Source organism: Pelagicoccus enzymogenes (genome assembly GCF_014803405.1).
In the GTDB taxonomy this organism is placed as follows: Bacteria; Verrucomicrobiota; Verrucomicrobiia; order Opitutales; family Opitutaceae; genus Pelagicoccus; species Pelagicoccus enzymogenes.
Genome location: NZ_JACYFG010000009.1, coordinates 181946 through 200950 on the forward strand (window position 1 = coordinate 181946; position 19005 = coordinate 200950).

The 19005-nt window shown below is 57.4% G+C and carries 15 protein-coding genes; 10 read left to right on the forward strand and 5 right to left on the reverse strand.

From position 1 onward, the window contains the following. Positions 1-5 precede the first annotated feature (5 nt). Positions 6-2966, reverse strand: a complete 2961-nt coding sequence (locus IEN85_RS08980) for an ATP-binding protein (protein WP_191616763.1) — start codon at positions 2964-2966, stop codon at positions 6-8. A gap of 228 nt (positions 2967-3194) precedes the next feature. Between IEN85_RS08980 and IEN85_RS08985 the strand changes: the two genes are divergently transcribed. Beyond that, positions 3195-3998, forward strand: a complete 804-nt coding sequence (locus tag IEN85_RS08985; protein WP_191616764.1) for an MIP/aquaporin family protein — start codon at positions 3195-3197, stop codon at positions 3996-3998. A 481-nt stretch (positions 3999-4479) separates the two neighbouring features. Here the strand turns inward: IEN85_RS08985 and IEN85_RS08990 are convergent, their stop codons facing one another. Further along, a complete protein-coding gene (locus IEN85_RS08990; RefSeq protein WP_191616765.1) occupies positions 4480-5679 on the reverse strand; it encodes an ROK family transcriptional regulator in 1200 nt (399 codons plus the stop codon). Positions 5680-5751: 72 nt separating this feature from the next. On the opposite strand from IEN85_RS08990, the gene IEN85_RS08995 reads away from it, so the two are divergent. Genes IEN85_RS08995 through IEN85_RS09005 form a run of 3 tightly spaced genes read left to right on the forward strand, consistent with a single transcriptional unit; the run spans position 5752 to position 8530 of the window. Beyond that, a complete protein-coding gene (locus tag IEN85_RS08995; RefSeq protein ID WP_191616766.1) occupies positions 5752-7167 on the forward strand; it encodes a Gfo/Idh/MocA family oxidoreductase in 1416 nt (471 codons plus the stop codon). A gap of 32 nt (positions 7168-7199) precedes the next feature. Next, entirely contained in the window at positions 7200-7961 is a 762-nt protein-coding gene (locus IEN85_RS09000) for a 3-keto-disaccharide hydrolase (protein ID WP_191616767.1), read from the forward strand. A gap of 56 nt (positions 7962-8017) precedes the next feature. After that, on the forward strand, positions 8018-8530 hold the full coding sequence (locus tag IEN85_RS09005) for a 3-keto-disaccharide hydrolase (RefSeq protein WP_309028744.1): 513 nt from the start codon (positions 8018-8020) through the stop codon (positions 8528-8530). Positions 8531-8632: 102 nt separating this feature from the next. Here IEN85_RS09005 and IEN85_RS09010 read toward each other — a convergent pair whose 3' ends face one another. Further along, positions 8633-9400 (reverse strand): hypothetical protein, encoded by a 768-nt coding sequence (locus IEN85_RS09010; RefSeq protein WP_191616768.1) that lies wholly within the window; start codon positions 9398-9400, stop codon positions 8633-8635. A 17-nt stretch (positions 9401-9417) separates the two neighbouring features. Next, positions 9418-10005: a hypothetical protein gene (locus tag IEN85_RS09015; RefSeq protein WP_191616769.1), complete on the reverse strand. Its 588-nt coding sequence runs from the start codon at positions 10003-10005 to the stop codon at positions 9418-9420. Positions 10006-10337: 332 nt separating this feature from the next. Between IEN85_RS09015 and IEN85_RS09020 the strand changes: the two genes are divergently transcribed. The 6 genes from IEN85_RS09020 to lpxI all read left to right on the forward strand — a co-directional run bounded on the left by IEN85_RS09020 (position 10338) and on the right by lpxI (position 18265). Next, a complete protein-coding gene (locus IEN85_RS09020; protein WP_191616770.1) occupies positions 10338-10829 on the forward strand; it encodes a hypothetical protein in 492 nt (163 codons plus the stop codon). 160 nt (positions 10830-10989) lie between these two features. Next, complete coding sequence (gene leuS / locus IEN85_RS09025) at positions 10990-13560, forward strand: leucine--tRNA ligase (RefSeq protein ID WP_191616771.1); 2571 nt, start codon at positions 10990-10992, stop codon at positions 13558-13560. Positions 13561-13677: 117 nt separating this feature from the next. Further along, complete coding sequence (locus IEN85_RS09030) at positions 13678-14514, forward strand: LpxI family protein (RefSeq protein WP_191616772.1); 837 nt, start codon at positions 13678-13680, stop codon at positions 14512-14514. A 76-nt stretch (positions 14515-14590) separates the two neighbouring features. Further along, complete coding sequence (locus tag IEN85_RS09035; RefSeq protein ID WP_191616773.1) at positions 14591-15550, forward strand: AAA family ATPase; 960 nt, start codon at positions 14591-14593, stop codon at positions 15548-15550. Between the two features lie 7 nt (positions 15551-15557). Beyond that, a complete protein-coding gene (locus tag IEN85_RS24395; RefSeq protein WP_224772530.1) occupies positions 15558-18038 on the forward strand; it encodes a S8 family peptidase in 2481 nt (826 codons plus the stop codon). Continuing rightward, entirely contained in the window at positions 17927-18265 is a 339-nt protein-coding gene (lpxI, locus tag IEN85_RS24885; protein ID WP_343222471.1) for a UDP-2,3-diacylglucosamine diphosphatase LpxI domain-containing protein, read from the forward strand. The genes IEN85_RS24395 and lpxI overlap by 112 nt, the downstream gene beginning before the upstream one ends. Positions 18266-18309: 44 nt before the next feature. Here the strand turns inward: lpxI and IEN85_RS09045 are convergent. Then, the coding region (locus tag IEN85_RS09045; protein WP_191616775.1) for an IS256 family transposase at positions 18310-19005 on the reverse strand (696 nt) is incomplete at its 5' end.

The window sequence follows — 19005 nt, forward strand, 5'->3', positions numbered from 1 at the left end:
CCCTCCTACTCGTCGCTTTCCCAAGCCTCGAAGTTCAGCTTCAACTCCAATAGGCCTTTGGCGACCTTTTCCGCGTCTTCCGCAAGGGCCGCGTTCTCCACGTCCTTGGAATCCAAATACAGCTGATCAATTCCGAGTGCCATCGCTGTATTGGCCAAGTAATGAGCATCCTCCTTGACCATAAACCAATCGCCCTTCTGCGCGCTCGCTTCCATGTCACGGTGTTTCGAATACACTTCGGCTACCGCCGCCTTGACCGCTTCTTCGGGGTAGCTGTCGATTCCGCCAAATACCGTTTGCGGGATCGCAGGCTTCGCTGCTGGCTCGATTTCCTCCTCTGGCTCCTCCTCCCTGGCAGGGCCAATGAACAAAGGTACATGCTCAGGCTCCGGGGCGGCTGCTGCGCTCTCTCCGACGATTGAATCCGGATCAACTCGCTTCTCTTCGATCCAAGCGATCGCTTCAATCGTTTCCCCCAGCTGGCCAGCGTAGAATGGCTTACCCAAGAAGTCGTTCACGCCCGCATCGCGAGCCCGCTTGACCTCGTCTTCTTGCAGCGAGGCGGAAACCGCGATGATCCATGGTCGCTCGGCAGCGCCCCCCTTCTCCCGTAACATGCTCGCAGCCGTCGGGCCATCGACCCCTGGCATGCGAAGATCCATGATCAGCAGGTCATATTCCAGACCCCGGTCCGCAGCAACTTGCCCTCCATCGCACTCGTCAGCCTCGTAGCCCAAGGCCTCCAAGTACTGCAAGATAAGCCGCCGCACCATCGGGTTGTCGTCGACCACCAAAATCTTTAGGGGATAAAGCTGTCCCATGGGGAACTCGTCCTCTTCCTCTACCTCAGTCCCGGCTAGCTCATTCGATTCGCCCGCTTCGAGCTCCAAAGCTTCGAAGGCGAAAGACGCGGTAAAGCAAGAGCCCTTGCCCACTTCGCTCTGCACGTCGATACGGCCTCCCATCAGCTCCACGATGCGGTTAACGATGGCGAGCCCCAGACCCGCGCCCTCGCGGGGGAATTTGCTGGAATGTTCCAGTTGGATAAACGGTTCGAACAAGCGGACCAAGTCGGCTTCCTTGATCCCCACACCTGTATCCAAAATCTCGAACTTCAAGGGAAGCGCGTCATCCTTATCGTCGACGAAAGCTTTGAGAAAAACCTCCCCTTCCTCGGTGTACTTCACCGAATTTCCAAACAGGTTGAGCAATACTTGCCGCAATCGAACCGCGTCTGCTTTCACGAGTTCGGGCACTTCTTGAGTGATCTCGAGATGAGCCTTCAGGCCCTTGCGATCCGCCATCGGCTTGATAGTACGAAAGGTTTCCTCGATCAAACGACGCAGCCGCACCGGTCCGTACTCCAATTGGAAGCTCGCCTTGCGCAGGTTACTGAAGTCCAAGATGTCCTGTACGATACGAAGCAGGATTTTGCCTTCCGACTGGATGGTATCCAAACAGGCCCGCTGCTTCTCGTCCAAGCGCGTCCCTTTGAGCAAATCGCTATAGCCAAGGACGCTTTGTAGCGGCGTGCGGATCTCGTGGCTGATCACCGCCAAAAACTCGCTCTTCGCCCGGTCTCCCGCCTCCGCGCGCTCCTTCGCAAGAATCAGGTCCGCTTCGCTCTCGTGCTCGATTTGATAGTACAAGAAGAAGATCACAAGGGCCATGATCAGCCCCGCAATGATGATCGTTTGTAGTCGCGAAAGAGATACGTTGCGAAACCAAGCCGCACCGGACACGTCGATCCCCAGCCAATAAGCGATCTCTCCGGTGCTTCGGTCGCGTATGGGCGCGCTGAGAAACATGAGCGACTCGCCTCCCGCCGCAAAGGGGCCAGCCAAGAAGGCTTCCCCTGAGTCGAATCCGTCTAGAGCCGAGAGCTTGAGGTGCGACTTCGCCAAAAACGGCTGCTCGCTCTGTTCTGTTTCGAAAGCCGCCGTCCGAATTCCGTCTCCGTCCCCGTTCCACAAATACACGCTTCGAACATCAGAGCCAACACGCTTGATTCCCAGCAGCTGCCCCGCAATCGCGCCGTCTAGGCGACGGCCATCCGCCAAAATCTCGTCGAGCGTACCGATTTCCGCCACGTCCATAGGCACCGCCGCAGTCTGCACGCGCGACAGGTAATCCTGCGACATGCGATCCTTCATGCGTTGCCCGTTCCAGCTGGTCACCAGAAAGCTCGCCCCCACCACAAGGCCTAGGGCGACCGGCAATACTCGATGCCCCCAGAGACGCAACTGGTTGCCGATTTGCGGCACAACGTCCTCGATGCGGCGCTGCAAGCGATAGTACCAAAATCCGGCCAATATCGTCCACCCCGCCACGATTCTCAGCAGCAAGAGGTCGAAGCCATAGTAGGGAAAATCTTCGTACGCGACCGACTGATCCGTCATCAGCGCATCCAGGCGCCCTGGAGCCAGCAACCATGTCGGAAACAGCAGCGCCAAACCGGCTACGATCGCATAGAGTTCCCTCCGCTTTTCCTCCATCGCAGCCCGAGCAAACACGCGACCAGCCCAAAACACCGCCCCAGCCGAGACCAAAAACGACACCACCAAGGTATACAGCAGGTCACCGATTTCGATGGATAGCCCCAAAAACAAGCCCCCCAGCGCGGAATACGGAAAAAAGTAGCGCTCTTCGTCCTTCTTGGCATAGCGGATCGCCGTTTCCACCAGAAGTCCGTAGCCCAGCATCTCGAAGCCTACTTCCAAGTTGAAGGTGCGGAAAAACTCGTCGGAAAAAGACAAAGTCCGCAAGAAGTCAGAAACCGCCTGCGAGAATGCGTAGAAGCCGATCCAAAGCCACGGCAGCCGCGCTCCCCCGTTCTTGGACAAGGGCTTGGAAAGCGCCAGAAGCCCAACCAGCATCCATCCGAAAAACGAGAGGAAGACCAAAAAGTCCTGCTCGAATATCCAGCTCGGAATCAGTTGCGGGGCGTTAGGATCGGTGGGAAGCATGCGGGCGAGTCGGCAAAATTAACATTCCAACTATCGACATCGTTGCAATCCCTTGTACTCCAAGGCAATCCAACAATAGAAAACCACACACTGGCGGATTCGATTAAAGGGCAGCCTTCGAAGGACTTGCATCCTTCGCGACAAATCGAAACCTAGCGAAGCTCGCAAGAGATTCGACCGTTCGACGCGAAACGAACCGCCGCCTTCCTTCCCATTTCCGCAACTCACATGTCTCCCAAAAACAGCACTGCTTTCCTAGGCGAACTCGTCGGCACCTTCCTCCTCGTCTTTTTCGGATGCGGAAGCGTCGCTGCAGCCGTAGCCATGGGAGCCCAAGTCGGCCTCTTTCAAGTCGCCATCGTCTGGGGTTTCGGCGTCACCGTGGCCATCCTCCTTGCTGGAAGCGCCAGCGGAGCCCACATCAATCCCGCCATCACCCTCGCCTTCGCCACCGTGCGGGACTTTCCCTGGCGACGCGTCCCCCTCTATTTGGTCGCCCAATTTCTCGGAGCCTTCCTCGCGGCCGCCACCTTATACGGACTTTTTGGAGGCGGCATCGCCCTTTTCGAGGCCAGCAACGGTATCGTGCGCGGGCAAGCCGGCAGCGAAGCCAGCGCCATGATTTTCGGCGAATACTTCCCCAATCCCGGAGGAGCGCCGCTGACCGAAGCCGCCCGTTCGCACATCGGCCTTCCCCACGCCCTGCTCGCCGAATTCTTGGGCACCGGCCTGCTCGCCTTCGCGGTCTTCGGCTTCACCGACCCGAAAAACAGCGCCATCCTTCCACGCTATGTTCCCTTCGCCATCGGGGCGACCCTCACCGTGCTCATTTCCCTGCTCGCGCCGCTCTCCATGGGCGGATTCAATCCAGCCCGCGACTTCGCTCCCAGGCTCTTTTCCAGCCTAGCCGGCTGGGGCAGCCTCCCCTTCGAGCTGAACGGACACGGTTGGCTCACCGTCTACATCCTCGCCCCCATTGCCGGAGCCATTGTCGGAGCTTACTTGCAAAAGCTCCTGCTCTCCCGGGACTAGCTCCCCGTAAACGAGCCCATGCCACCCCACCAAAAAAACGTTCCGCGCTCCCAGTGGTCAGACCACCCAAGGCAGTGGTCTGACCACTGGGGTCGCCGTGGCTGATCGACCTTCCCATCAAACTCGCTTGCCGCCTTTGCCCCCTGCGATTCCTCCCAAGTACGGTACCAGGGATCACCCCCTTACCTTGGGCTCCATCGGGCCAACCCGCGCCACACACAATCCAACAGCAGAGCGACGCGCTGAAGACGCTTCCGACGGACGAGCAAAGCCTTCGCCGAAGAGCCGAGTCGCCCCCTGCAAAGAGGCCTGTATCCATTTTCCGCTACTATTGGACAGAAGTCTAAACGATGCGCTCCGATCCCAACTCGAAGCGTTTCGTGCATTTTTCGTCAACCCTATCGCCGGACACATGACCGCAAGTTCCTGCGGGGGGCGCGCTCGCCATGCGGCTTTCCGCGTCAATTCAATCAAAAGCGGGCTAGCTTGCCGAAATTGGCATCGGGTTTTGCATCACCGCATCAAACACCGTCGCCAAACACCCCATCAGCTGATCCTCTGGCGAGGCACTCACTAGAACGCTGACCTCCTTGCCCATTGGATACAAAACCTTCTCCCGCAAGGTAGAGCGAACCTGCTCCTCGCACAAAACCAGCAGGTCCCTCAAATGCCCGCCAATCACAACCTGGGATGGATTAAAGACTTGGATGAGCTGGGCTAGGCCTTCTCCAATTTGCCTCCCTTCTTCCGCCAAAACATTTCGAATCCTCGAGTCCCCCTCCTTCGCCATGGCGCAAATCTCCGGAATCCAGTCCAGGTTTCCGTCAGCGCCCGAAGGCAATTCCACCCCTGCTGTTCGCAGCTTGCGCAACACTCCCGCGGCTCCGATCTCCGTGACCCAACATCCTTTGCGCCCGCAGCTGCACTGGTGCCCTTCCGCGACAAAAGGCGTGTGTCCGACCTGCCCAGCGTAGCCTTGGCTCCCACGCAGCAAACCGCCGTCTACGAAAACGCCAGAGCTCAAGCCCACTCCCAGGCTCAAGTAAATCAAGTCCCGCACCCCGCGCGGTTCGCCCAGATGATGGGCCGCGATCGCCCCCGCATGGGCTTCGTTTTCCACGTAAACGGGCAAGCGGAACTTGGCCTCCCACTCATCCTTGATCGCTACGCTCTCCCAGCCGGAAGTCGGACCGTAGGCCAATTCCCCGGTCGCCCGCTTGACCAATCCCGCCCAAGCCACGCCGATCCCGAAACAAGGCAAGCCCAGCTCGGCTGACTTGGCTACTGCCTGCTCCACCAGCTGCCCCGCGCGACGCAAGCCCTCCTCTGCCGAAACGGGGGCCGACAGGCTCGATTCGCCCCGCCAGAGGAATTTCATGCCCAAATTCGCCAGTACGACCTCCACCCGGTCGATGTCCAACTCCACCGCCACCATCGACCCGCAAGAGGGATTCAAGTCGAGCAACATCCCCCGCCGCCCCACGCCGCCCTCCTCGTACTGGCTCTCGGTGACTAGCGAAGCGCCGATCAAGTCCGCGACTATAGCCGACACGGTCGCCCGCGTCAGGCCGAGGCGATCCGCGATTTGAGCGCGCGACAAGGGACCGTTCTCGCGCAGCTGCTTGAGAGCGCTTACCGCGTTTAGCCGCCTGATATCACCTCTGTCGTACTTCGCCTGCATTCAATCTAATATTCAATTTGTTTAGTTAATAAACTATTGAATTCAAGCGCCAAACGGCTCAAGGTCCAAAACATGAAACCCGCCCCCATCTCCCCACGCGCCGACCTCTCTCGACGCCACTTCCTAAAAGCGTCCGCCGCGATCGGCGCCTTCGCTTTCCTCCCCTCCCGGATGCTCTGGGGAGCCGGCACGCCCAACGAAAAAATCCGTCTCGCCTGCATCGGCATCGGCAATCGCGGCAAGGCCAACATTAACAATATCGCCCAAAACGATATTTGCGAAATCGTCGCCCTCTGCGACGTCGACCTGCAGGGCGAGCACACCGCCGAGATCCAGGAAAATTTTCCAAAGGCGCGAAAGTTCAGCGACTTCCGAAAGCTCTTCGACGAGATGGCTGACCAGATTGACGCCGTCCTCATTTCAACCCCCGACCATTCCCACTTCAGCATGACCATGCTGGCCATGTCCTTGGGCAAGCACGTCTACGTCGAGAAGCCCCTCGCCCATACCTTCGGCCAAGTCGAGCGCCTCATGGACCTCGAAAAACGCAGCGGAGTCGTCACCCAAATGGGAAACCAAGGTCACTCCGGAGCCAATTACTTCCAGTTCAAAGCTTGGAAGGACGCCGGCGTCATCAAGGACGTCACCCGCATCACCGCCCATATGAACAATCCGCGCCGCTGGCACGGATGGGGCCAGGACGTAACCGCCTACCCGAGCCAACCCGTGCCCGCCGGAATGGACTGGGACCTCTGGATGGACTACGCTCCCGAGCACCCTCACAGCGAAAAGCTCCACCCCGCCGAGTGGCGCAGCTGGTTCGACTACGGCAGCGGGGCATTCGGCGATTGGGGTCCCCACATTTTGGATACCTGCCACGAATTCCTCGACCTCGGACTTCCCGAGGAAATCAGCGCCCTCAAGCGCGAGGGAGCCAACGAGTTCGTCTTCCCTCAGGCCTCCACCATCAAGTTCGCCTTCCCGAAACGCGGCAACATGCCGAAATGCGACGTGACCTGGTACGACGGCACTGAGAACCTCCCCGAGGTGGAAGCAGAGTACGGCAAGCTGGAAAAGGACCCCGCCACCGGCAAGACCTCCCGCGCTCCCGTAGAGATAAAGAAGCCGGGCAAGATCATCTACTCCAAGGATCTCGTTTTCCAAGGCGGCTCCCACGAGGACTACCTCAGGGTCTTGCCCTACGAGAAATACATGGACATGCGCCGCGAGCTGCCTCGCTTCCCGCAAAAGAATTCCAACCACTACCTGAACTTCCTACGCGCCTGCAAAGGCGAGGAACAAGCCCGATCGCCCTTCAGCATCAGCGGTCCGCTAACCCAAGTCTTCAACCTCGGCTGCATCGCCCAGCGACTCGGCGGCAGCCTAAAGTTCAGCCGCAATCGGAAAAAGATCACCAACAACAAGCTGGCCAACGCGCTTCTCGATCCCGCCCCTCGAAAAGGCTGGGAACAATACTACGCCCTTTAAACACCAAGACCTCACACCCTGTATACCGAACAATGAAAAACGCCCTACTCGCCTCCGTCGCCGTATCCATAATTTCGATCGCTACCGCTGGTCAAGTTTCGGACAGCCAGCAGCAATACATCGCACGCTACGAAAAGCAGACCCTCAAGGTCGCTCCCGAGGACGCCCTCATCAACACCGAAAAGGAGCCGAAACTCAAGAAAGGCTTCGTCGACCTCTACAACGGCAAAAACCTCGATGGCTGGGTCTCGCGCGGCGGCACCTGCACCTTCGAACCCACCGGTGACAAGATAGTCGGCACCTGCGTCCCAGGCTCCCCGAACACCTTTCTCTCGACCGTCCGCGACGACTATACGGACTTCATATTCACAGCCGAACTCTTTTGGGCCGTCGACAGCAACAGCGGCATTATCTTCAGAGGGCGGACCAAAGCGGACGAGAACGGCCGAGTCTACGGCCCCCAAGCCGAAATGGAAGGTTTGAAAAACGAGCGCGGCTGGTCCGGCGGGATCTACGGCGAGGCAGCCGGCGGCTGGCTGTATCCACTCTGGCTTGACGCCCACAAGGAAGTCCGCGACGCCCTCAAGGAAGGCGAATGGAATCGCATCACCATTAAAGCCGTTGGCAAGGACATCAAGACCTGGGTCAACGGCATCCCCGCCGCCCACTACCAGACCGACACCTACTTCGAAGGCTTCTTCGGCCTCCAAGTGCACTCCGGCAAGGAAGGCGAAGTCCACTTCCGCAACATCAAGGTCAAGGAGCTCGTCGCTCCAAAAAAAAAAGACAAGTAACTGACCTCTTCGAAAACGGAGACTTTTCCGCTTGGACAAAAACAGGTGGCGGTGCCATCGGCGAGGGCTGGAGCATCAAGAACGGCATCGTCGCTCGCGAAGGCTTGCGTCCTGGCAGCATCAATACAGTCGCCCAATACAAAGACTTCGAACTGAGCTTCGAATGGAAAATTTCCCACGCCGGCAACAGCGGCATCAAGTATCGGGCCCACGACAGCCTCGGGCTCGAATACCAAATCCTCGACGACGAGAACCACCGGGACGGCAAGCTGCCCAGCCACCGAGCCGCTTCGCTCTATGACCTCTTCGCCGCTCCCGACGACAAGCCGATCAAGCCCGTTGGCGAGTGGAACAGCGGTCGTATCGTCGCTAAAGGGAACCACATCGAGCACTGGCTAAACGGAAAGAAGATCCTGGAAGTCGAATACGGCAGCGCCGCCTGGAATGCCGCCTTCGCCGCCAGCAAATACGCCAAGCACGAAGGATTCGGCAGCTGGACCGGCTCTATCCACCTCCAAGACCACAACGACAAAGTCTGGTACCGCAACGTCCACATCCGAGAACTTTAAAGCTCCTATAACCGTGCGTGTGGGAGCGTGCTTGTCACGCGATTAGCTTGTAGGAAGCGACCTCGCGTCGCGATAAAAGCCGCTTCCCAAAGCGACACCCCCTCACCTGCCGCGAGCCGAGATCCCTGGGTCTCGGTTCACATCTTCGCCAAGCATTTCCATAAAGTGCTGCAGAAAAAAGCGTTTCTCGGTCGGTAGGCTTGTCTCCGCTCGTCCCACGATGGGCCGCAACGAGGTCATCATCTGCACGCAGACCAGCAAGTAGATCGCGATCCAACCCTTCAACCTTGCCCTGTTTCCCGAGCTTCCCAAGAAGCGACTCAACAAGCGCGCCCCCATCGCCGTGGCGATGCCCCAGAAGCCCAGATGCATCACGCTCATCAAGGCCACCGAATCTGTCGACTGCGAAAAGACCCACGCCACGGGAGCCAGTCCGATCAACATCACCGCCGACAACGCCACCATCGCAACCAAGGAACCCAGTACTTCGCGAAAGCGAGCATCCACACCGCCTAAACACAGAAAGACGTACAGGCTGGGCAGACAGATCAATGCGCTCGCCAGCGTTCCCAAAACGATCTTGGCCGGAGCTTGCCACAATTGCTCGCCTCCCGAGAGCCCGCCCACCACTACCCCGTAAAACGTAAGGCAAAAGCACGCGACCACACTCAAAGGAAGGACGACACTCTTGCTCGTTTTTCCTCTGAGGGCATGCAGCAAGCGACCCGGTCGCTTCAGTAGCGACTCCAAGGATACGAGCAAACCGCGCCCCTCTAGCGGCTCTTCCGCATAAGGGTCCAGCGTCGCCGTGACTTGCCTTGCAGCAAGGGGAGAATCATGGGTTTCGTTTTCAGCACTATCTTTTGTCATAATTTTTGGATACAGTTTTAGGAAAACAATTGCATCAGGGACTTCCATACTTGCTCGTAGAAGCCGCCGTAGAACGGATCGTCCCGCAAGAATTCGACCGGAAGCTTAGGGTTGCCGATAAACGGCCGCAGAATCCACGAAACCTGGCTTCCCAACAAAAGGTTGCCCGCAAGCCATGCGAGCAGCGTGGAAAGGGCCCGATTTCCAGTCGGAGCAACGTATTTCAATAATCGATACAAGCGCCACGTCCCGCACCACCCCGCAAACGCGATCACTCCCACATGGGCCAGCAAGGTCAGGCTATGCCCCGTAGTCGTTCCCTCCGAACCCAGCGGGGGCGTATTCCAGAGGAGGAACACAGCCAAGGGAGACATCGCCAACAGTACCAAGGACGCCACCGAAAAGCTCATCAAGATGGCAAGCGTCGTTTGGCGAAAGCTCAATCCAGTCGCGTGCAACTGAGCTAGAATGCCATTCAACACAGCATTGCCTGCACAGGTGAGCAGCACAACCGCAGGAAACTTGATTCCCGCATACAAAGCCTGCCACGGGCTTCTCCACAGTCCAATCGTCGCTCCATACACGCCCGCGCCCAGAGCGATCATAGTCAGCAACTGAATCCACAACCTGCTCCCTTGCTCCTCCAATCGCCCCCAAAGCGGCTCCGGCTCACCCGCTAAAAGGGCGACCGCCTGACTTCTCATCTGAATCAACACACGCCGATCATGAACCACGTGGATGAAACCAGCGTGAACTTCCTGTGCGTTTTCTATGAAACCCGCAGGCAGGCCATAGCCCCCAGCCAGGGAGCCTTTCTCGCTGTTCAACCAAGCTCCGCACCCTGTCGTCCAAACCCAGTTTAAAAGCTTAAAGCCTAAATCCCGCAGCGCTTGGCTTTGCCCCAAAGGGCATTTTCGTTTTCAAATTAAAACTAGGCATGAACACGCTTCGAAACTGGACCCTTCTTCCATTGCTCCTCGCCCTCGCCGCCTGCAGCAGCACCCGCGAGTGGAACCCCTTCGTGGACCGAGCCAGCCACGACACGATCGTCGTGCTCGACCTCGAATCGGACCATCCCCGAGTCGGACGCATCCTCGCCGACCAAATCGCCTCCGAACTCATCCGCAAGGACGAGTTCCGCCAAGTCCTCCGATCCGTCCCAGCCACCCCAGCGCTCGTGCTCTCCGGTGCCATCACCACCTACCAAGAAGGCAACGTTCCCCTCCGCATCAAGACCAACGGAGCCGCCGGACAGGCCGCAATCTCCCTCAAGCTCACCCTCTCCGAATCCCCCTCCGGCTACCAAGCCACCCAACTTTCCCTCAGCCAAAGCACCCGCATGTTCACTCCCGACGCCAGCCGCACCGGCCGCGAGTCCATCGACTGGCTGCAACGTCAAATCGCCCGCCAAGTCGCCCAAGAACTCTGAGGCAGCGAGCCCCATGTCCAACGGCCGTCCCTCGACCTTGACGCCTCCCCCGTTTTCCCCAACATCCCTCCTCTTTTTCCAGAGGCAAGCAGAGCGTTTCAGCTCCCCTACCTCACCTTCGTGACCCTTCGTGCCCTTCGTGGGCAAAACAGTTTCCATCATGTCCACAAAATCCTCCGACTATAACTTCAGCGAAATCGAATCGACCTGGCAGCAATACTGGGAAGAAAACAAAACCTTCGCGGCCTCCAACGAGTCCGACAAGGAGAAGTACTTCGTCCTGGACATGTTCCCCTACCCGTCCGGCGCCGGCCTCCACATCGGGCACCCGCTCGGCTACACCGGCTCCGACATCCTCGCCCGCTACAAGCGCGCCCAAGGCAAGAACGTGCTCCACCCCATCGGCTGGGACGCCTTCGGCCTCGCCACCGAGCAATACGCCATCAAAACCGGCAAGCACCCGCGCACCACTTCCGTCGAGCGCATCGGCCACTTTCGCAAGCAGCTCAAGACCATCGGCTTCTCCTTCGACTACGACCGCGAAGTCGACACCACCGACCCGAAGTACTACCGCTGGACCCAGTGGATCTTCCTCCAACTCTTCAAGCGCGGCCTCGCTTACGTCGACATGCGCCCCGTCTGGTGGTGCGACGAACTCAAGACCGTACTCGCCAACGAAGAAGTCATCGACGGCAAATCCGAACGCGGCAACCATCCCGTCGTGCGCCGCAACCTCCGCCAAGTTGTGCTCAAGATCACCGAGTACGCCGACCGCCTCATCGAAGACCTCGACCTCGTCGACTGGCCCGCATCCACCAAAAAGATGCAGCAAGAGTGGATCGGCAAGTCCACCGGCGCCACCGCCCGCTTCGCCCTCGAAGGCCTCGACGAGTCCCTCGAAATCTACACCACCCGCCCCGACACCCTCATGGGCGTCACCTACATGGTGGTCTCTCCCGAACACCCGCTGCTCGACAAGCTCACCATCGCCGAGAAGAAGGACGAAGTCGCCGCCTACGTCACCGCCGCAGCCGCCAAGTCCGACCTCGAGCGTACCGACCTCGCCAAGGAAAAGTCCGGCGTCTTCACCGGCTCCTACGCCGTGCATCCAATAACTGGAGACAAGATCCCCGTCTGGGTCGCCGACTACGTGCTCATCTCCTACGGCACCGGCGCCATCATGGCCGTACCCGCCCACGACACCCGCGACTTCGAGTTCGCCCAACAATTCAATTTGCCCATCACCCAAGTCATCAAGGGCAGCGACGAGGACACTCTTCCCTACACCGGCGACGGCGTACTCGTTAACTCCGGCGAATTCGACGGCCTCCCTTGGCAAGAAGCCAAGGAAAAGATCACTGCCAAGCTCAAGGCCGAAGGCACCGGCGAAGAGTCCACCCAGTACAAGCTGCGCGACTGGCTCTTCTCCCGCCAACGCTACTGGGGCGAGCCCTTCCCCATCGCCTGGGTTAGCAAGGAAGACTACGTCAAGGCAGTCGCCTCCGGCGTGCTCGCCGACTGGCTTCCCGAGGAGCCCGTCACCTACACCGACGAGACCGGCACTGTATTCGCTTTGCCAGTACCGCCCTCCGCTCTTCCGCTCGAACTCCCCTACGTCGAGTCCTACGAGCCCGCCGGCACCGGCGAAAGCCCGCTCAAGAAAGCCGACGACTGGATGGAGATCTGGTACAACTACGCCACCGGCGCCTTCGTGCCCGCTTCCGGCGAGAAGCCCGAAGGCGAAGAATGGGTCCGCGCTTCCCGCGAGACCAATACCATGCCGCAATGGGCTGGCTCCTGCTGGTACTACCTCCGCTACATGGATCCTCACAACGAGGACGCACTCGCTTCGCCCGAAGCCATCGCGTATTGGGAAACTCCCGACATGTACGTCGGCGGCGCCGAGCACGCCGTACTCCACCTCCTCTACGCCCGCTTCTGGCACAAGGTGCTCTACGATGCCGGCGTGGTGAAGAACAAGGAACCATTCAGAAAACTCTTCCACCAAGGCATGCTGCTCGGCGAAGACGGCAAGAAGATCTCCAAGTCAGCCGGCAACGGCGTCGATCCCGTGTCCGTAGTAAACGAATACGGCGCCGACACCATGCGCATGTACCTCATGTTCCTCGGCCCGCTAGAAGCCCGCAAGCCCTGGAACTCCAAGGGCATCGGCGGCATCAGCCGCTTCCTCAACAAAGTCTGGCGCGAGATCGTCGGCAAGGACGGCGAGTTGAATCCAAAAATCAAGGACGGGCACCAAGACTCCAAGGAAACCGAAAAGCTCCTCCACGAGACCATCAAAAAGGTCAGCGAAGACCTCGACGCCCTCAGCTTCAACACCGCCATCTCGCAGCTGATGATCCTCATCAACCACCTGCAAGGCCAAGAAGCCATCTCCCTCGCCACCGCCAAAGCCTTCGTGCAAATGGTCGCTCCTATGGCTCCGCACATCGGCGAAGAGCTCTGGTCCCGCCTCGGTGAAAAGAACTCTGTCGGTTTCGGCCCTTGGCCCGAGTTTGACGAAAAGAAGCTCGTCAGCGACGAGGTAAATATCGCCTTCCAAGTCATGGGCAAAACCCGCGGCCAAGCCACTGTATCCAAAACCGCGACACAAGACGAAGTCTTGGCGGTTGCCCAAGCGGATCCCAAGGTAGCCGCCCACCTCGAAGGCAAAACCATCCGCAAAGTCATCTACGTCCCCGGCCGCATCCTAAACATCGTCGCCAACTAGAAATTTGCCCACAAAGTACACGAAGATTCACGAAGAAAAAAGTAGGAGCGACCTTGGTCGCGATAAACACAACCTATTCTATTCTTGCACCTTAGTGCTCTTCGTGGGCGAAACACCATGTCCAAATATCTCCCATCAGACTTCGATCCCACCGCGCCCGTCGGCCTTATCGCCGGGCGCGGCGTCTATCCCCGTCTGATCGCGGAGAAAGCCCTCGCCGCCGGCATCGAGCTCCACCTCATCGCCTTCGACGGCGAAGCCGCCCAAGAAACCATCGACCTCTTCCCCGAGGATAAGCGAGCCGTCATCAATGTCGGCAAAGTCGGGGCCTGGCTCAAAGCCCTGCGCAAGTTCGACTGTCGCTACACCATCGCCGCCGGCCAAGTTAAGCCCGGCAAACTCTTCCGCGACCTCAAGCCCGACCTCAAGGCCGCCGCGCTTCTCATGAAGCTCAAGCGCAAGAACGCCCACACCATCTTCGGCGCCATCGCCGAAGAGCTCGCCGCCAACGGCCAAACCGCCCTCGACGCCCGCAGTTTCCTCGACGACCAGATGGCCGACCTCGGCCACATGACCAAGGCGTACGAGAAAATTGAGGACACTTACATTCAGCACGGCATCGAGATCGCTCAAGAGATGGCCCGCCTCGACGTCGGCCAAGGCGTCGTCGTGCGCAAAGGAACGGTCCTAGCGGTCGAAGCCTTCGAAGGCACCGACCCAATGCTGAAGCGAGCCGGCGGCTTCAAGACCGACCAGCTCATCTTCGTCAAAACCGTCAAGCGCCAGCAGGACTACCGCTTCGACGTACCCGTTTTTGGACTACGCACCCTAGAGATCATGGCAGAGCACAACATCGGCACCGCCGTCCTCAAAGCCGGCGACGTCATCATGGTCGAAAAAGAGAAGATCCTCGCCGCTGCCGCTCGTCACAAAATCCAGCTAATCGGCTTTTAACAAGAATTCGCCCAACTCCCGATTAAGGAATACTGGAGAGTTGCAGTTCTACTCCAAATCGGCACGCTTGTCCCCAATGGCAACCGCTGAGCAGATCAAATCACTGATCCGTTCCCATCTTGAGGAGGATGGGGAGCGATTCTATACGGTCGCACTCCAGCTTGCCGCCCACGAAGCGAGGCAGGGGCACTCTTCACTAGCCCACGAAATTAAGAGTCTCGTCGACAAGTCACGTCAGACTCGCAAGCAAGCGCTGGTTCGCTTCCCCAATGAACTGGAGGGGCTAATCCTTACAGAAGAGCCCAAGGAGCGTCTTGCGGTGCTCGTGCTTGAAGAAGGCCAACGCGAGCGCATTGAACGTATTCTGAGCGAATACCGCCAACGAGAGACCCTTAAGAATCACGGCCTTGATCATCGCCGCAAGGTCTTACTCTCAGGTCCTCCCGGGACAGGGAAGACACTAACCGCCAGGATTCTTGCGTCAGAGCTAATGCTCCCGTTGCGCACAATCCAAGTAGATCGGCTCGTGACGAAGTTCATGGGCGAAACTTCCGCAAAGCTCCGTCAAATCTTCGACGTCATTGAAAGCTCGAAGGGAGTCTTCCTTTTCGACGAATTCGACGCCATAGGTGGCGACCGAGGACGGGACAACGACGTAGGCGAAATGCGTCGGGTGCTGAACGCTTTTCTCCAATTCATCGATGCCGACCGCTCCGAAAACGTCATCGTTGCGGCCACTAACAATCCAAACCTTCTAGACCGCGCGCTCTTTCGAAGATTCGACGATATCCTTCGATACGGCCTGCCAGATAAGGCCGAGCGTCTGAAATTGCTGAAGAACCTACTCGCAAGCTTCAAGACACCGAGGTTCCCCTTTGCCAAAGCCGCCACTGCAGCAGAAGGACTCAGTCAGGCAGAGATCGCGAGTGCAGCTCGCGACGCCATCAAGAACGCCATTTTAGCCGGAAAAGAAACCGTCGAAAGCGAATCCCTCCTCAACTCCTTGCATGAAAAGCAACACGCCTACCTGAAATAAATCCCGAATGGCCGGAGAACGTTACCCACACATCCAACTCAACGAGAATTTCCAAACTCCTTTAGCTTACACACGGCCTCCTAGGCCCTTTAACTCTCCACCTGGACCGACTCGCGATCGACAAAGTCACGGTCAAAGGCTAAAGCAAAAATTTGAGGAAGCATGGGCCGCTTCCAGTGGAGAAAACACTGTAACCCACAGGATACCGGAAGGTGTTTACTTGGAGTTTGTCAGCGACCCGAACACTGAATTAGTATTCAAACGCTTAGAAGACATGCGTTCCAAAAAAGTGCGTGTCGTCAATGTAAGAGAAAAAGAAAACTCGGAAGGCCAGAAAACCACCCTCGCTACAGTTTATATTTCTAATGATAAACGCGGATATATCGCAGAAAAACTGGACGATTACATTGCCAGAGACCAGACGCCAGGCGTCCCAAAGAATAAAGAGCTGGTAAACAGTATTGCAGACATAAAGAAGGCACTACTCGAATCTTTCTGGACTGACTCCGCTCCCCTACCTGGAAACGCCCCGGAGCACGTTGAGGTTTGGCTAAACAGCGATAGCGAGGATACCCTAATTCGTTTCGTTGAAGCCTGTGGAGAATTTGAGATTACTGTTACTGCAGGTTCAATTGTATTTCCGGACCGAAGAGTTTTGGTGATCGAAGCCAGCAGACAACAGTTGGAAACACTGTATCAAAATTCTCCGCACATAGCTGAGTTTCGAAAAGCCAAGGAATCTGCAGCTTTCTTTCTTCAGCTCGAGCCCGAAGAGCAAGCTGATTGGGCTCAGAGTTTGAGAGAAAGGCTAAGGGTCGGCGAAAATCGAGACATTGCGATCTGCATATTAGACACAGGAGTCAACAACGGACACACTCTGCTGGAACCGTTGCTCTCACGCGAAGATCAACACGCAGCCGAAATTGATTGGGGAGGACATGACCACGACGGGCACGGAACGCTTATGGCTGGTCTAGCTGCTTATGGCGATTTGAAGTCTGCCCTCGAGACCCAGGGGGAAGTCGAGGTTCTCCATGTCCTAGAGTCGGGTAAAATACTACCGCCCTTCGGACGTTCAGAGTATCGACTTTACGGAGACATCACCGACAGAGCTATCAGTCGAGCGGCCGAAGCAGCTCCTTTTCGTAAACGTATTCTCTGCATGGCCGTAACCGCCGACGACCATCGGGACAGAGGCAGACCCAGCTCATGGTCTGGTTATGTTGACAAGTCTGCATCTGGGGCGTCGGACGACCTAAAGAAACTATTCGTCATCAGTGCGGGAAACACCCCTTGGGATAGCAATCCAAACGCATATCCAAATCAACAGACACTCGAATCGATTCAAGACCCTGCACAAGCATGGAACGCCGTAACGGTGGGAGCTTATACAAATTTAGTCGATATAGACGCCGATCGATACCCGGAGTACAGACCGCTAGCTCCACAAGGTGGACTATCTCCTCACTCTTCGTCTTCCACGGTATGGGACAGTAAGTGGCCATTGAAACCAGACATTGTACTGGAAGGTGGAAATCTAGCCGTTAGCAGCGAGACAGTGACGCAGGATTGCATCAATTTTGATTTGCTCACCACCTACTACAAGCCAAACGAGGGAACGTTCGACACCATAAATGCCACAAGCGCAGCTTGTGCCCAAGCCTCTTGGATGGCAGCTCAAATCCAAAGCCGTTACAGAGAGTATTGGCCTGAAACCATTAGAGCCTTGTTAATCCATAGCTCGGAATGGACAGACACAATGAAACGTCAGTTCCTAACTGACGTGGAGCATCCAAGCAAAGGGCAGATTGCTAGCTTGGTCAGAGTGTGCGGCTGGGGTGTACCTAGCTTAGAAAGAGCCCTATACAGTGCTTCGAACTCCCTAACGCTAGTTTCAGAGTCGACACTCCAACCTTATCAAAGGGACTCCTCGGGATACGCGTACAAAACCAAGGATTGGCACAAGCACAAGCTACCTTGGCCAACTGAGGCGCTGCTAAACTTACCACCCGAAACGAACGTTTCGATGAGGGTAACGTTGTCTTACTTTATTGAACCGGGACCAGGTGAAGTTGGTTGGAAAGATCGATACAAATACCCATCGCATGGGTTGCGATTTGGAATAAAGAAACCGGGAGAGTCGGAATCGAATTTCGAAGCACGAGTAAGTGCAGCGACCGAGCGTGATGATGATGTGGATACGTCTGGTGCTAGTGAATATTGGACATTGGGAAGCGACAATCGACACAAAGGATCAATCCACTCTGACATCTGGAAAGGATCAGCAGCGGAACTTGCATCCTCTAATGTTCTAGCAGTCTATCCAGTTAGAGGTTGGTGGGCTGAGCGAACATGGCTCAGGCAAGGAGAACGCGAGTGCAGATACTCTCTGGTGGTTTCAATTTCAACACCAAGAGAAGATGTGGATTTGTATGTCCCAGTCTCCACCCAGATAGGAGTTTCGACTCCAGTCGAGATAACGGTCTAGTCACCTACCGCTTCGACGTACCCGTTTTTGGACTACGCACCCTAGAGATCATGGCCGAGCACAACATCGGCACCGCCGTCCTCAAAGCCGGCGACGTCATCATGGTCGAAAAGGTGCCGAGCCCAGCGACACGATCAAAGATCCTGGAAGTTAGTGTCCGGAATCTTTCGCAAAAAGGTAGCTGTACCTTAAGGCAGTGGCGTATTCGTTTTTTGGTTATTGGTTAAAGGTATCTAAAAGTCAATTAGCCCCCGAGGGGGCTGCCGCCGCTTCAGGCGCTCTTCTCCTCGTTTTCTTCGGCCAGCAGCTTCATGTCCAGATAGACTCGGCTGTCCGACCACGACTTCGAAGCGACGTATCGCAATCTGGCGCAAGCCAGCATCAACGCGCTCTTGCCGTCAGGGAAGCAACCGACAACGCGGGTTCGTCGCCTGATCTCCTTCATTATCCGTTCCAGCATGTTGTTGGTCCGTATGCTTCGGTGGTGCTTCCTGGGGAACCGGTAGTAGGTGACGCTCTCGGATACACCCTCTCGAAGGACCGCAGCCGCAGCGGCAAGCTTCATCGACTCGAGCGCGTCGGCCACCTCGATCGCCTTGCGGGTAGCCGCTTCGGCAGACTCTTGGGCGTGGATCGCCTTGAGCATCGCCGCCGCGGTCGCCTTCTTGCTGTGCGAGACCTTGGCCAGCACGTTGCGGTGGAAGTGGAAGAGGCATCTCTGCCACTTGCTTGCCGGATAGATCTCGGGAAGCGCTTCGACGAGCCCCTTGGACTTGTCGGAAACCGTTAGGTCTATCTTCTCGAGTCCTCGCGAGTAGAGGTTCTTCAGCAGCTCCAGCCAGCTGTCCTTCGACTCGCTCATCCCCTCGACGACGCCGAGCACCTCGCGGAAGCCATGCTCGTTGACGCCGATGGCGACAAGCACGCTCACGTTCTCCATCTCGCCTCCCCACGAGCGCTTCAGCCA